Here is a 13,360-nt window from a genome sequence, read left to right as displayed (position 1 = left end):
GGTTACTCCTTGTAGGCCTGATGAAAGGCGACACCGCCATAGGGTAACAGGCGCAATCCCTTGACCTGTTTACGATGGGCCTGCAGCCGCTGGCTGTGCACCAGCGGTATCATCGGCATGTCCTGATAGGCCAGCTGCTGCGCCAGCTGATAGTGACCAATGCGACGCTCCAGTTGCGGCTCGGTCAGCGCCAGACCCAGCTGTTGTTCAAACAGCGGATGACACCAGCGACTGGCGTTGGTGCCGGCGGCTATGGCCTGACAGCTGAGCAGGTTGCGCAGCATATTATCCGGATCCGGAGTGTCGGCCGACCAGCCGGTCAGCACCGCTTCCTGTTCTCCTGCCAGCAGCTTTCGACGCAGAATCTGCTCTTCCAGGCCGAGCAGTTTGACCCGGATGCCCAGCGTGGCCAGCCGGCGCTGGATCAGCTGGCCGGTCTTGAGCCCGTCCGGGTTGTAGGTACGGGCGCCAGAAGGGATCAGCAGGGTCATGTCAAAGCCATCGCTCAGGCCGGCCTGTTCCAGCAACCACAGGGCCCGAGTCTGATCCGGCAGCGGCATCAAGAGGTTGGGGTCATGGCCCCAGGACACGGGTGGCAGCAGCGACTCGGCAAGCGAGCCGATGTCGAAATACACGGCCTGCAGCACATCGGTTCTGTTCAGCGCCAGACTCAAGGCCTTGCGCACCCGGAGGTCATCGAAGGGCGCTTTCTGGGTATTGAGCGCCAGTATCGCCACGTTCATGCCGGTGGCCTGGCTCAGGGCCAGCTCGGAGTGCTGTTTAATCACCGACAGCTGGCTGGTGGCCGGATGAGCCATCACATCACATTCGCCGGTCAGCAGCTTGGCCAGTCGCTTGGATGATTTTGGGGTAATGTCGAACACCAGCTGGGCCAGCCGGGTGCTGCCGCGCCAATAGCCGGGGTGGCGATGATAGCGGATAAATTCGTCGGGTCGGTACAGGTTCAGCAGAAAGGGGCCGGTGCCGACCGGCTGCTGATCGAGCCGCTCGGGGTGCCCCGTCGCCAGCAGCTGGGCCCCGTATTCTGCCGACAGTATCACAGCGTAGTCGGTGGCCAGGTTGGTCAGAAAAGAGGCGTTGGGGCGGGTCAGCACAAATTCCACCTGGTGCTCGTTCAGCGCCTGTATCTCGCTGACCAGCGCCGGCCAGCCGATGCTGTCAAAAAAGGGATAACGGCCCCCGCTTATCGCATGATAGGGGTGGTCTGAGTCAATCAGGCGGGAGAAGGTAAAGACCACATCGTCGGCGGTCAGTGGCCGGCCGGGGCTGAACCAGTCGGTATCATGGAAGGTCACGCCGGGGCGCAGGGTAAAACGATAGCGAAGGCCGTCGTCGCTGCGCTCCCATTCGGTGGCCAGCGCCGGTATCGGCTGCTGGCTGTCCGGGTCGATATCCAGCAGCCGGTCGTAGAGCTGATGGGCAGTGGCGTCCAGGGTTTCGGTGGAGGTAACCAGTTGTGGGTTGAAGGTGAGCGGGGTCCCTTCTACACAATAGAGCAGACTTTCCTGTGCCAGTTGTCGGTTGCCGCCGTCACATCCTGCCAGTAGCAGGGTAGCCAGCAGACTCCAGAGCCATAAACGCATGCCTAATCCTTGGGGTCTTCCTGCTCGCCGGTTGGCAGCAGGGAAGCATATTTACGCAGCAAGCCACGCAACTGATGATAACTCAGGCCCAGCAGCTCGGCCGCCTGCCGTTGATGATATCGGGCCTGTTCCAGAGCGAGCCCGAGCAGCCGGACTTCCTCCCGGGCCAGATGCGCCTTGAGATCGAGCGGCAGCCCGGTATCGCTATGGTTCCGGCTTGGCGTTGCCGGGCGCCAGGGCGAGGCGAAGGGATCCAGGTACAGCTCGCTCAGCGCCACCTCCGGTCGGCCATGATGATAGAGGCTGCGCTCAATCACGTTCTTGAGCTCCCGGACATTGCCCGGCCAGGGGTGGGCCAGCAGTTGCCGGCGCACGGCCGGGCTGAAACCGGCAAACAGCGGCCAGCCGAGCTCCATGCACAGGGTGACGGCAAAATGCTCGGCCAGGCGCAGAATATCGTCATCCCGGGCCCGCAGGGGCGGCAATGTAACCACATCGAAGGCCAGTCTATCAAGCAGATCGGCCCTGAAGTCTTCCTTTTGGGCCAATCCGGGCAGATCCCGGTTGCTGGCACAGACCAGCCGTACATCGACCCGGACCGGCTGACTGCCGCCGACCCGTTCGAATTCACCGTATTCGATCACCCTCAGCAGTTTCTCCTGCACCCTCGGGCTGGTGCTGGCCAGCTCGTCGAGAAAGAGGGTGCCGCCATCGGCCCGTTCGAAACGACCCTGATGACGTTTCCGGGCACCGGTGAAGGCGCCGGCCTCATGGCCGAACAGCTCGCTTTCCAGCAGGGTCTCGGCCAGGGTGGCGCAGTTGAGGGAAACAAAGGGCTGCTGCCAGCGGGGCGACAGATAATGCAGCCGGTGGGCAATCAGCTCCTTGCCGGTGCCGCGCTCGCCCACCACCAGTATCGGTTTGTTCAGCGGCGCCAGCAGCGACACCTGCTCCAGTATCGAGAGCAGGGCATTGGACTGACCGATCAGCTCATTGTCCGTCATGGCACACCCGGGTGGCGAAATTTGCTAGATAATAGCCTTATTCACCGAGGTCGGCCAATGCCCGAGTGATGCCTGCTTATGGTTTTTATCTATATTTCAAATGATTAGTGGTATATGTCGACTTGGCATATAACTTGTAACGTCTTGTGCATACAACTTGTAAAGTTAAGAGAAGGAAGGCAAGACATCCGAGTCTTGCCCCATGATATGTAGCGAGGAGACAGCACCATGAGCATATTTTCCCGACTGGCGGACATCATCAACGCCAACCTCAACTCCCTGCTGGACAAGGCCGAGGATCCGCCCAAAATGGTACGGCTTATCATTCAGGAAATGGAAGACGAGCTGGTGCGTGAGCGATCCAATCTGGCCCGTTTTCTGGCCGAGAAAAAAGATGTGCTGCGCCAGATAGAACGGCACCGGGAGCGGGTGGCCGAATGGCAGGGCAAGGCGGAGCTGGCCCTGAGCCGCGAGCGTGACGATCTGGCCCGGGCCGCGCTGCTGGAAAAGAGCAAGCAGAGCGAGCTGCTCAAGGCCCTGGAGCATGAACACGAAACAGTGGCAGCAGGCATCAACAAGCTGTCGGAGGCCATCGGTGCCCTGGAAGCCAAGCTGGTCGACGCCCGTTCCCGCCAGCAGGCGATGCAGTTGCGCGAGCGCAGCGCCCAGAGCCGCATCAAGGTGCAGGAGCGGGTACGGCACAGCGAAACCGCCTCGTCGATCGACAAATTCGATCGCATGGAACGAAAAATAGACGAGCTGGAAGCCCGGGCAGACTTGTACAGTCAGAGCAAGGGACTGGAGCAGTCGTTTGCCGAACTGGAGGTGGACGACGCCATCAGCCAGGAGCTGGCCAAGCTGAAAGCCAAAATGAACAAGAATGAGGAGCACTGATGTCGGAACTGGCCTGGGCCCTGGTGGCCCCCCTGAATATCTTTCTGTTTCTGGTGGTGCCCATCTGGCTGGTGCTGCATTATCGCAGCAAGCGCCGGCTCGATGAGGGCCTGGGTGAAACCGCCCGTCAGCGACTGGAGCAGAGCCTGCATCAAACCGAACAGCTGGCCGAACGGGTTAGCACCCTGGAGCGGCTGCTGGATCAGGAGGTCCCCGGATGGCGTCAACCTTGATAAATCTGTATCGCGACAAGCGCAACGGCAAACTCGGCGGTGTCTGTGCCGGCATTGCCCGCAAGGCCGAAGTCGAGCCCTGGCTGGTGCGGGTGCTGGCGCTGACCGGCCTGGTGTTTGCCAGTTTTCTGACCTTTGTGTTGTATATTGCCGCCTGGCTGTTGCTGGAAGACAGGCCGGCGGCGGCAGAGGCGGAAGAGGCCAGGCAGGCGCATGTCAAGGCCGCCGGCTGGCAGTCGGGCCTGTCGCCGCAAGAGGCGCTGACCCGACTGGAAAGCCGGTTGCAGCAGTTGAATGGTCGGGTGGCAAAAATGGAGCAGCTGCTGACCTCGCGGGAGTTTCGTCTGCGACGGGAGTTCAATGATTTGAGTAAACACAAATGAGCAGGACGCCACTGGCTCAGTGGCGCAACTCACATTGGCGAAACAAGGCCGGTGCCTGGGTACAGCGCGGGCTGGACCAACGCCTGCGGCTGGCGGTAACCGGGTTGAGCCGTAGCGGCAAGACCGCCTTCATCACCAGCCTGGTCAACCAGCTGGAACACGCCGGGCTGGATGCCCGGCTGCCGCACTGGCCGCCGGCGGCGGAAGGGCGGCTGCTCGGCATACAGCGGGTGCCCAGTCGCCATCATCATGTGCCGGCCTTCGGTTACGAGGCGGCGCTGGGTCAGCTTTCGGCCACGCCGCCCTGCTGGCCCGAGCCGACCCGCGGCATCAGCGAAATCACCCTCGCCATTCGTTACCGACCCAAAAACCGGCTCAAGCGCAGGCTGCAGGATACCGCCACCCTCTATCTGGAAATTGTCGACTACCCCGGCGAATGGCTGCTGGATCTGCCGTTGCTGGGCATGAGTTATGGCCAGTGGAGCGAGCAACAGCGACAGCTGCTGCAGACCCCGGTGCTGGCCGGGCTGGCCCGGCCCTGGATGCAGGCCGGGGCAACCCTTGCCGCCGACAGCCTCGCCGACGATGGCAAACTGGCGCCGCTGGCGGCGGCCTATACCCAATGGCTGCACGACATCAAGCGCGAGTGTGGTGCCTATCTGGTGCAACCGGGGCGTTTCATTCTGCCCGGCGAATACCGGGATGCGCCCATGCTGCAGTTTGTCCCCTGGGTGTGGGATCCGGTGCCGGGCGGGCTGAATGACAGCCACCATTACGGCATGATGGAAGCGCGCTTCGAGCATTACAAAAAGCACCTGGTGCAGGGTTTTTATCGGAACTTCTTCGCCGGTTTCGACCGCCAGATAGTGCTGGTGGACTGCCTGACGCCGCTCAATCGCGGCCCCGACAGCTTTACCGATCTGCGCCGGGCGCTGAGCGCCATATTGCAGAGCTTCGAGTACGGCAAAAGCGGCTGGTGGCAGCGCCTGTTTGCGCCACGCATCGATAAATTGCTGTTTGCCGCCACCAAGGCCGATCATCTGACCCCGGATCAGCACGGCCGGCTGGCCACCCTGCTCGGCACCCTGGTGCGGGGCGGCCACCGCCATGCCCGGCTGTCGGGGATCGACATTCATACCCTGGCGCTGGCGGCCATTCGCGCTACCAGCAGCGGTCAGGTCAGCCACAGAGGCGAGACCATACCGGCGCTGCAGGGCCGGCGGCTGGATAATCGGGAAGCGGTGGCCCTGTACCCGGGCGACGTCCCCGAGTCCTTGCCGGAAGCGGCCTTCTGGCAGCAGCAGGGGTTCGACTTCACCGAATTCGCCCCGCCCGAGTGGCGGCCGGAACAGCCGCTGCCCCATTTGCGCCTGGATCAGGCGCTGGCGTTCCTGTTGGGAGACAAATTATCGTGAGTCTGAAAGGCAAGGTGATCCTGGATCAGCCCCTGAAACCATCGCAGCAACCAGGTCGGCAATCAGGTCGGCAACAAGATCGGCAACAAGGCCAACAACAGCCGGAGTCCGAATTTCTTCGCCCCGGCCAGCAACTGGAGCAGAACGACTTTATCGCCCTGGACGAGACTCCGGAGCCGATGCTGGCCGAGGGCCTGCGGCCCGGCCGTCGGCACTGGCTGTGGTGGAGCGGCATCGGCCTGTTGCTGACGTTATTGCTGGTGCATTCCGCCCTCGGTCTGTGGCAGACCTGGCAGGACAATCGCCTGCTCGGCCTGACCTGGAGCCTGGCCATACTGCTGCTGGCGCTGGCGGCACTGGGCCGCGTGTGGCGCGAGCTGAGGCTGCTGCGTACCCTGGACCGGGTATCCCGTCAGCAGGCAAGAGCCGAACGGTTGCTGGCGGAGCAGGGCACTGGTCAGGCCCGGGCATTCTGCGAGCAACTGGCTGCACGCAGCGGCCTGGACAGTTCCGATGCCTATCAGACCTGGCAGTTGGGCCTGACCGACCAGGAGCAGGACGCCGAGGTGCTGACGCTCTATAGCCGGCAGGTGCTGAGCGTACAGGACCGACAGGCTCGGGCAAGGGTGCTGAAATGGTCCGGCGAAGCGGCGGTCATGGTGGCGGCCAGCCCCCTGGCGGCGGTAGACATGCTGCTGGTGCTGTGGCGTAACTTGAAGATGATTGAAGACATCAGCCAGTGCTACGGCATTCGTCTGGGCGGCCTGAGCCGACTGCGACTGCTCCGTCAGGTGCTGCACCATATGCTTTATGTGGGGGTATCGGAAGCGGCCCTCGACGCCGGTATGGACTTGCTGGGGCTGGAGCTGGCCGGGCGCCTGTCGGCCCGGGCCGGGCAGGGGGTGGGGGCCGGTCTGCTGACCGCCCGCCTGGGGCTGCAGACCATGAGCCTGTGCCGACCCGTGCCCTGGCAGGGTGACGAGAAAAAACAGCTGGGCGGCATTCGCCGGGCTCTGGTCGACAAGGTGGCCCGGCTGATGACCCGCAGCGAGCAGGCATGAGCGCTGTCGGCCTGTTGCCGTCGGGGAATCTCTGCTGTTGCCTCGATCAACCGGGGCCTGCGGATTTTTTCAGGATTGCTGTAGCCGTCGCCTTAGCCGGTGGAACCTGCACACCTGTATGCCTGCGCACTTGCACAATAGATGACGTTGATGGTAAAGACCGTCAGAACAGGAGCTGGAATAGGGAAATCTGGAATAGGGGAAACAAAGAAGGGATAGCAAGCAGAAACTGGGGTGACCGACGGGGCTTGAACCCGCGACAACCGGAATCACAATCCGGGACTCTACCAACTGAGCTACGGTCACCAAAGATGGCGCGCCCTGCAGGACTCGAACCTGCGACCACCCGCTTAGAAGGCGGGTGCTCTATCCAGCTGAGCTAAGGGCGCTTTTTCTGACATTAAGCGGCAGCAAGGCTGCGGCGTAACGGGGCGGGATGATACCTATTTGCCTTGCGGCGGTCAACGGCTTTATCCGGCCGGGGGGACCGAACGAAAGCCGCAGGCGCTTGCTTATCAAAGCCGGGAAAAAATGCGACAATTGCCGCAGGTTTATAAAGGTGAGAATCAACGCAGATGTCAGCTCAAATAATCGATGGAAAAGCGATTGCACAGGCGGTACGCAACCAGGTGGCCGAGCGAGTGGCCGAACGAATCCGTGCGGGCAAACGCGCGCCGGGCCTGGCGGTGATACTGGTAGGTGCCAATCCGGCCTCTCAGGTCTATGTCGGCAGCAAACGCCGGGCCTGTGAAGAGGTCGGGTTTATTTCCAAGTCTTACGATTTACCCAAGGAAACCACAGAGCAGCAATTGCTGGAACTGATTGACGAGCTGAACCAGGACGCCAGCATCGACGGTATTCTGGTGCAACTGCCGCTGCCGGCCCATATCGACAGCACCCCGGTCATTGAACGCATACATCCGCACAAGGATGTGGACGGCTTTCATCCCTACAATGTCGGCCGTCTGGCCCAGCGGATTCCGGCGCTGCGGCCCTGTACTCCCAAGGGGATTATCACCCTGCTCGAGCGCAGTCATATCAAGACCCATGGCCTCAACGCCGTGGTGGTGGGCGCCTCCAACATTGTCGGTCGCCCCATGACGCTGGAGCTGCTGCTGGCCGGCTGCACCACCACCACCTGCCATCGCTTCACCGAAGACCTCAAGGCGCAGGTGGCAAGGGCCGATCTGCTGGTGGTGGCGGTGGGCAAGCCGCACTTTATTCCCGGTGACTGGATCAAACCCGGTGCCGTGGTGATCGATGTGGGCATCAACCGGCTGGACGACGGCCGTCTGGTGGGCGATGTGGAATATGCGGTGGCCGCCGAGCGCGCTTCCTATATTACCCCCGTGCCCGGCGGCGTGGGTCCGATGACGGTGGCTTCCCTGATTGAAAACACCCTGATCTCCTGCGAGCGCTATCACGACAAGTAACCACTCCCCGTAACACAGTCAGTAAGGACAACCGATGCAGTGGCCCGACAAGGATGTGCTCTACACGGTAATTTTCGGCACCGAAACCCCGGCGGGCCGCCGCTTCGATATTGCCCTTATCGTCACCATACTGCTGTCCATCGCCGTCTTGCTGCTGGACTCGATAGGTTCGGTTCGTGCGCAGTACGGCAACCTGCTGTCCGGGCTGGAATGGTTGTTTACTCTGGCCTTTACCCTTGAGTACGGCGTGCGGATTTATTGCTCCCAGAACCGGCTCGCCTACGTCAGAAGCTTTTACGGTATTATCGACCTGCTGGCGGTGCTGCCGACCTATCTGGCCATTTTCATTCCCGGTGCCAGTTTCCTGATGATCATCCGTCTGCTGCGGGTATTGCGGATTTTCCGCATTCTCAAGCTGATGCGCTACGTCAATGAAGCCAATGTGTTGCTGCGCTCGCTCAATCAGAGCCGGCGCAAAATACTGGTGTTCTTCAGCAGCCTCTTCATTCTGGTGACCCTGTTCGGCTCTCTGCTCTATGTGGTGGAAGGGCCGGAACACGGTTTTACCAGTATACCCATCAGTATTTACTGGGCCATCGTCACCATCACCACGGTCGGCTTTGGCGACATTACGCCGCAAACCCCCTTGGGTCAGGCCATTGCCTCCGTCACCATGCTGATGGGGTACGCCATTATTGCGGTACCCACCGGTATTCTCAGTGCCGAATTGGGGCGGGAAATGCGGCGGGAATACGATCTTCGCCACTGCCCCCAGTGTGACAGGGGCGGACACGATCAGGACGCCGATTACTGCAAATATTGCGGGGGAGAAATGGAAGTCCCGCAGGAGTAATAGGCTGCATAACCAAACAAAGGGAGCCGAGGCTCCCTTTGTTCATGGCCGTGTGTTCATGACCGAGTGTGCATGACCGGGTGTCGACCCGTTACTCTTGGGTGTCTTCCATCAGTTCGTTCAGCTTGCGGTCGGCTTCGGCGGCGGCGTCATCCATGGCCTGCTCCATTTCCGCTGCCTGTTCGCTGGCGGCGTTCTTGATGCTTTCGGCCGTTTCATCCAGCTGCTCGCCCATTGCTTCCATGGTGCCCTGTTCTTCCATGCCCAGCGTTTCCCGGGTGTCGTCAGCCATGTCCTGACTTTGTTGCTGCACGTTTTCGATGGCTTCATCCATCTTTTCGCCGGCTTGCTCCGCGCCTCCCTGGTTATCGCAGGCGGCCAGGCCAAAGGCGGCAACAGAGGTCAGTAATACTATGTTAAGCCATGATTTCTTCATTTTCTGCTCCTCATTGGGGATAGTCTGCGGCCGGGACCGCCGTGGTGTTTTTACCCTACTAGTAATAGCGCAGACGGTGATGAAACAACAGGTGATCAATGATTTAAAAACACGGGGTCATTTAAAAATAACCATATAAATCAGATATTAATGACAGGTTGCGAACCGGAATGACGCAAGCGGAGCGGGGCAGGCAGCGACAGATATGACGAAGGCTGTCATCTGGCGGCTGTAAAAGAGGCAACCTTGAGGTGTCCAGGGTCGCAGCGACGCAGACGGATCCTGCTGCGGTGCGGGGGTGATGGCCGAGCCAAGAAACAGGGCACCAATGATGGCGCCCTGAATCATTTTTTCATTAGGTTCCGAGCGCGAACAGCCCGCAGTATGCCTTACTTGCGGCGCCAGAGGGTGCCCTCCGGGCCGTCTTCCAGCACTATGCCCATGGCGGTGAGGCTGTCTCGCGCCGCATCGGCGGCGGCCCAGTCCTTGTTTTTGCGGGCATCCAGGCGCGCCTGGATCAGCCGCTCTATCTCGGCGACGTCGTCGTCGGCCCCGGCGTTACCACGCAGGAAGGTGTCGGGATCCTGGCTCAACAGACCCAGTACCCCGGCCAGCTCGCGCAGGCGAGCGGCCAGACCGGCGGCGGCGGTGTCGTCCTTGCCCTTGAGGCGGTTGATCTCGCGGGCCAGATCGAACAGCACCGAATAGGCTTCGGGGGTGTTGAAGTCGTCGTTCATTGCCGTTCTGAAACGGGTGACAAATTCCTCGCCACCGGCCGCTTCGACCACCGGCAGACCACGCAGGGCGGTATAGAAGCGCTCCAACGCGCTGCGCGCCTTGTTCAGGTTGTCATCCGAATAGTTGAGCTGGCTGCGGTAGTGGCCGGACAGCAGGAAGTAACGGATGGTTTCGCCGTCAAAATGGCCCAGCACATCACGAATGGTGAAGAAGTTGCCCAGTGACTTGGACATCTTCTCCTGATCCACCATCACCATGCCCGAGTGCATCCAGGTGTTGACATAGGGGCTGTGGTTGGCACAGCAACTCTGGGCAATTTCGTTTTCGTGATGGGGGAATTGCAGATCGGAACCACCGCCGTGAATGTCGAAATGCTTGCCCAGGTGCTTGCCGTTCATGGCCGAGCATTCGATGTGCCAGCCGGGACGACCCGGTCCCCAGGGCGATTCCCAGCTCGGCTCGCCGGGCTTGGACGGTTTCCACAGCACGAAATCGAGCGGGTTGCGCTTGCTCTGCTCCACTTCGACCCGGGCGCCGGCCTGTAACTGCTCCAGATCCTGGCCCGACAGCTTGCCGTAGTCCTGGAAGCTGCTCACGGCAAACAGCACGTCGCCGTTGTCGGCCACATAGGCATGACCATCTTCAATCAGCTGCTGGACCATGGCGACAATTTCTGGAATGTGCTGGGTCGCCTTGGGTTCGATATCCGGGCGGGCAATGTGCAGGGCGTCGAAATCCCGGTACATGTCGGCGGTCAGCCGCTTGGTCAAGGCATCGCAGCTTTCGCCGTTTTCGGCCGCCCGCTTGATGATTTTGTCGTCGATGTCGGTGATGTTGCGCACGAAGGTCAGCTCAAAACCCAGATAGCGCAGATAGCGGGTGACCACGTCGAAGGCAACGAAGGTACGGCCATGGCCGATATGACAGAGATCGTAAATGGTGACACCACAGACGTACATGCCGACCTTGCCGGGCACCAGAGGGACGAATTCTTCTTTTTGTCGGGTCAGGGAGTTGTAGATTTTCAGCATGATTCCACGTCTTGGTGAGGTGTGAGGTAGAGATAACGGCACTATTGAACCTTTAATGGCCATTCGGTGCAAGCCTTGCGACCGCAGGGGTTCGCTAAAGCGGCCGCTTGCGCTAAAATCGAGCTCTGAACCTATTATCTGGATAACTATTATGGTCACACTGCACACTAGCCACGGCGACATCACCCTGAATCTGTTCGCCGACAAGGCTCCGGAAACCGTTGCCAACTTCCTGCAATACTGCCGCGACGGCCACTACGACAACACCCTGTTCCACCGCGTTATCGACGGTTTCATGGTTCAGGGCGGTGGTTTCGGCCCCGGTTTTGAAGAAAAGGAAACCCGTGCCCCGATCAAGAACGAAGCCGACAACGGCCTGTCCAACAAGGTTGGCACCGTCGCCATGGCCCGCACCATGGAACCGCATTCCGCCACCGCCCAGTTCTTCATCAACGTCAACGACAACGATTTCCTGAACTTCAAGTCTGCCACCAGCCAGGGTTACGGCTACTGCGTATTCGGCGAAGTGGTGGAAGGCATGGACGTGGTCAACAAGATCAAGGGTGTGGCCACCGGTACTCGCGGTTATGTGCACCAGGACGTGCCCATGGACGACGTGCTGATCACCGGCGTAACCGTCAGCGAATAAGCCTGACGTTACCAGTCTTGCAACCTATCTGTCTTGTAACAATGCCCGCCATGGCGGGCATTGTCGTCTTTGTACCCAGGAACCCCGTTCAATGTCCCAAACCCTTTTTATTGCCGACCTGCACCTGAGCGCCGGGCGCCCGGACATTACCGCCGCCTTTCTGCGCTTCATGCGGGAGGAAGCGAACCGGGCCGAGGCCCTGTATGTGCTGGGAGACCTGTTCGAATTCTCCATCGGCGACGACGAGCCCAGCGCACTGAATGACGACGTGGCCGCGGCCTTCAGAGCCTGCAGCGAGCAGGGCACCCCCGTGTATTTCATTCACGGCAACCGGGACTTCATGGTCGGCCGCCGCTTTGCCCGCCTGGCGGGCATGACGCTGCTGCCCGAGCACCAGGTGATCGACCTCTACGGCGAGCCGACCCTGATCATGCACGGCGATACCCTCTGTATCGACGATGCCGGTTATCAGCGCTATCGCCGCATCACCCGCTGGCGCTGGTTGCAGTGGCTGTTTTTGTGCTTGCCACTGAGCCGGCGGATGCGGATTGCCGACGGTATTCGCGGTAAAAGCGCCGAGTCGAAGGAAAACAAGGTGATGCAGGTGATGGACGTGAATCAGGACGAGGTCGAGCGCCTGATGCGGCGTTACCGGGTGCGTTCGCTCATTCACGGCCATACCCACAGACCCGCCATTCATCAGCTTTATATCGGGGACGCGCCCGCCCAACGCATCGTGCTCGGTGACTGGTACACCCAGGGCAGCGTGCTGGTGGTGACTCCCCAAGGGGTGGAATTGCAGAGCCGGGCTTTCGAGCAGGCAAGATGAAGCCAGGAAAAACAGGGCTGGCGCGCATCATCGCCGCCGGCGGCTACTCACTGCAGGGGCTGAATGCTGGCTGAATGCGGATTGAAGCCCTATCTGTGGATTAATTGATTTACCGGCGAGCAACACATTATTAACATAATTAATGAGGATATTTAAAACATTCATTTCTGTTATGACGAGGCCAGGCCTAGTATCGGAATATGCGCGAAGCCCGGTTGTTACAGCGGCGCAGTCAACCCTGTTACTGTCATAGAGGAAGGAAGCCTTATCATGCAAATGCCACAGACCCTGAATATTCCCAACGGCGACAAAGTCCGGGGCATGTTTTCCAACGAAGAAATGGCCTCGCGTCAGTCCAAGCTGCGCAGCTACATGGCCGCCAACGACGTGGACGCCGTGCTGTTTACCTCTTATCACAACATCAACTACTTCAGTGACTTCGTCTATTGCCGCTTCGGCCGGGACTACGGCCTGGCCGTAACCCAGCACATTCACACTACCATTACCGCCAACATCGACGGTGGCCAGCCGTACCGCCGCAACGCCCTGGGTGACAACCTGGTGTACACCGACTGGCAGAAAGACAACTTCTTCCATGCGGTCAAGTCGCTGATCGGCGGCGCCAGGCGCGTGGGCGTGGAATTCGACCACATCAACCTGCAAGCCCTGGACAAGCTCAAGGCCGCGCTGCCGGAAGCCGATTTCGTCGATATCGGCGTGCCCACCATGAAGATGCGCATGTTCAAGTCGGCGGAAGAAATCGCCCTGATCAAGCAGGGTGCTCGCGTAGCCGATGT

The 13,360-nt window shown here is 60.4% G+C and carries 14 protein-coding genes and 2 tRNA genes; 10 read left to right on the top strand and 6 right to left on the bottom strand.

The window, feature by feature from the left end; translation table 11 throughout:
• Positions 1–2 precede the first annotated feature (2 nt).
• Both HNR62_RS03090 and pspF read right to left on the bottom strand, forming a co-directional pair.
• The gene (locus tag HNR62_RS03090) at positions 3–1,604 is read right to left on the bottom strand and encodes an ABC transporter substrate-binding protein (RefSeq protein WP_204794635.1); all 1,602 of its coding nucleotides are present in this window, start codon (positions 1,602–1,604) and stop codon (positions 3–5) included.
• Between the two features lie 2 nt (positions 1,605–1,606).
• Positions 1,607–2,608 (bottom strand): phage shock protein operon transcriptional activator, encoded by a 1,002-nt coding sequence (pspF, locus tag HNR62_RS03085; RefSeq protein ID WP_204794634.1) that lies wholly within the window; start codon positions 2,606–2,608, stop codon positions 1,607–1,609.
• Between the two features lie 228 nt (positions 2,609–2,836).
• Here pspF and pspA point away from each other — a divergent pair, with 228 nt between their 5' ends.
• From pspA to HNR62_RS03060, 5 genes are read left to right on the top strand one after another with little or no spacing between them, the layout of a single operon-like run.
• The gene (gene pspA / locus HNR62_RS03080; protein ID WP_204794633.1) at positions 2,837–3,502 is read left to right on the top strand and encodes a phage shock protein PspA; all 666 of its coding nucleotides are present in this window, start codon (positions 2,837–2,839) and stop codon (positions 3,500–3,502) included.
• Positions 3,502–3,735 (top strand): envelope stress response membrane protein PspB, encoded by a 234-nt coding sequence (gene pspB, locus HNR62_RS03075; protein ID WP_204794632.1) that lies wholly within the window; start codon positions 3,502–3,504, stop codon positions 3,733–3,735. The genes pspA and pspB overlap by 1 nt, the downstream gene beginning before the upstream one ends.
• Positions 3,720–4,118 (top strand): envelope stress response membrane protein PspC, encoded by a 399-nt coding sequence (gene pspC / locus HNR62_RS03070; protein ID WP_204794631.1) that lies wholly within the window; start codon positions 3,720–3,722, stop codon positions 4,116–4,118. Before pspB ends, pspC begins: the two co-directional genes overlap by 16 nt.
• A complete protein-coding gene (locus HNR62_RS03065; protein WP_204794630.1) occupies positions 4,115–5,533 on the top strand; it encodes a YcjX family GTP-binding protein in 1,419 nt (472 codons plus the stop codon). The genes pspC and HNR62_RS03065 overlap by 4 nt, the downstream gene beginning before the upstream one ends.
• Positions 5,530–6,594: a TIGR01620 family protein gene (locus HNR62_RS03060; RefSeq protein WP_204794629.1), complete on the top strand. Its 1,065-nt coding sequence runs from the start codon at positions 5,530–5,532 to the stop codon at positions 6,592–6,594. The genes HNR62_RS03065 and HNR62_RS03060 overlap by 4 nt, the downstream gene beginning before the upstream one ends.
• Before the next feature lie 230 nt (positions 6,595–6,824).
• Here HNR62_RS03060 and HNR62_RS03055 read toward each other — a convergent pair.
• Both HNR62_RS03055 and HNR62_RS03050 read right to left on the bottom strand, forming a co-directional pair.
• Positions 6,825–6,900 (bottom strand) — tRNA-His (locus HNR62_RS03055).
• Between the two features lie 6 nt (positions 6,901–6,906).
• Positions 6,907–6,983: transfer RNA gene (locus tag HNR62_RS03050), tRNA-Arg, on the bottom strand.
• 186 nt (positions 6,984–7,169) lie between these two features.
• On the opposite strand from HNR62_RS03050, the gene folD reads away from it, so the two are divergent.
• The gene (gene folD, locus HNR62_RS03045) at positions 7,170–8,027 is read left to right on the top strand and encodes a bifunctional methylenetetrahydrofolate dehydrogenase/methenyltetrahydrofolate cyclohydrolase FolD (RefSeq protein WP_204794628.1); all 858 of its coding nucleotides are present in this window, start codon (positions 7,170–7,172) and stop codon (positions 8,025–8,027) included.
• Positions 8,028–8,061: 34 nt separating this feature from the next.
• Positions 8,062–8,880, top strand: coding sequence for an ion transporter (locus HNR62_RS03040; protein WP_204794627.1), 819 nt, complete (start codon positions 8,062–8,064; stop codon positions 8,878–8,880).
• A 91-nt stretch (positions 8,881–8,971) separates the two neighbouring features.
• Here HNR62_RS03040 and HNR62_RS03035 read toward each other — a convergent pair whose 3' ends face one another.
• Together HNR62_RS03035 and cysS are read right to left on the bottom strand one after the other, a co-directional pair.
• Entirely contained in the window at positions 8,972–9,316 is a 345-nt protein-coding gene (locus tag HNR62_RS03035; protein WP_204794626.1) for a hypothetical protein, read from the bottom strand.
• A gap of 389 nt (positions 9,317–9,705) precedes the next feature.
• Positions 9,706–11,085 (bottom strand): cysteine--tRNA ligase, encoded by a 1,380-nt coding sequence (gene cysS, locus HNR62_RS03030; RefSeq protein WP_204794625.1) that lies wholly within the window; start codon positions 11,083–11,085, stop codon positions 9,706–9,708.
• A 151-nt stretch (positions 11,086–11,236) separates the two neighbouring features.
• On the opposite strand from cysS, the gene HNR62_RS03025 reads away from it, so the two are divergent.
• From HNR62_RS03025 to HNR62_RS03015, 3 genes are all read left to right on the top strand, one after another.
• Entirely contained in the window at positions 11,237–11,734 is a 498-nt protein-coding gene (locus HNR62_RS03025) for a peptidylprolyl isomerase (RefSeq protein ID WP_204794624.1), read from the top strand.
• 91 nt (positions 11,735–11,825) lie between these two features.
• Complete coding sequence (gene lpxH, locus HNR62_RS03020) at positions 11,826–12,563, top strand: UDP-2,3-diacylglucosamine diphosphatase (protein WP_204794623.1); 738 nt, start codon at positions 11,826–11,828, stop codon at positions 12,561–12,563.
• Positions 12,564–12,833: 270 nt separating this feature from the next.
• The coding region (locus HNR62_RS03015) for an aminopeptidase P family N-terminal domain-containing protein (RefSeq protein WP_204794622.1) at positions 12,834–13,360 on the top strand (527 nt) is incomplete at its 3' end.

It is taken from the genome of Oceanisphaera litoralis (assembly GCF_016907015.1).
Lineage (GTDB): Bacteria > Pseudomonadota > Gammaproteobacteria > Enterobacterales > Aeromonadaceae > Oceanimonas > Oceanimonas litoralis.
This window is presented reverse-complemented; position numbering and strand designations above follow the sequence as displayed.

Coding starts and splice junctions, on each gene's coding strand:
- HNR62_RS03090 (WP_204794635.1), bottom strand. CDS start 1,604: ATGCGTTTATGGCTCTGGAGTCTGCTGGCTACCCTGCTACTGGCAGGA.
- pspF (WP_204794634.1), bottom strand. CDS start 2,608: ATGACGGACAATGAGCTGATCGGTCAGTCCAATGCCCTGCTCTCGATA.
- pspA (WP_204794633.1), top strand. CDS start 2,837: ATGAGCATATTTTCCCGACTGGCGGACATCATCAACGCCAACCTCAAC.
- pspB (WP_204794632.1), top strand. CDS start 3,502: ATGTCGGAACTGGCCTGGGCCCTGGTGGCCCCCCTGAATATCTTTCTG.
- pspC (WP_204794631.1), top strand. CDS start 3,720: ATGGCGTCAACCTTGATAAATCTGTATCGCGACAAGCGCAACGGCAAA.
- HNR62_RS03065 (WP_204794630.1), top strand. CDS start 4,115: ATGAGCAGGACGCCACTGGCTCAGTGGCGCAACTCACATTGGCGAAAC.
- folD (WP_204794628.1), top strand. CDS start 7,170: ATGTCAGCTCAAATAATCGATGGAAAAGCGATTGCACAGGCGGTACGC.
- HNR62_RS03040 (WP_204794627.1), top strand. CDS start 8,062: ATGCAGTGGCCCGACAAGGATGTGCTCTACACGGTAATTTTCGGCACC.
- HNR62_RS03035 (WP_204794626.1), bottom strand. CDS start 9,316: ATGAAGAAATCATGGCTTAACATAGTATTACTGACCTCTGTTGCCGCC.
- cysS (WP_204794625.1), bottom strand. CDS start 11,085: ATGCTGAAAATCTACAACTCCCTGACCCGACAAAAAGAAGAATTCGTC.
- HNR62_RS03025 (WP_204794624.1), top strand. CDS start 11,237: ATGGTCACACTGCACACTAGCCACGGCGACATCACCCTGAATCTGTTC.
- lpxH (WP_204794623.1), top strand. CDS start 11,826: ATGTCCCAAACCCTTTTTATTGCCGACCTGCACCTGAGCGCCGGGCGC.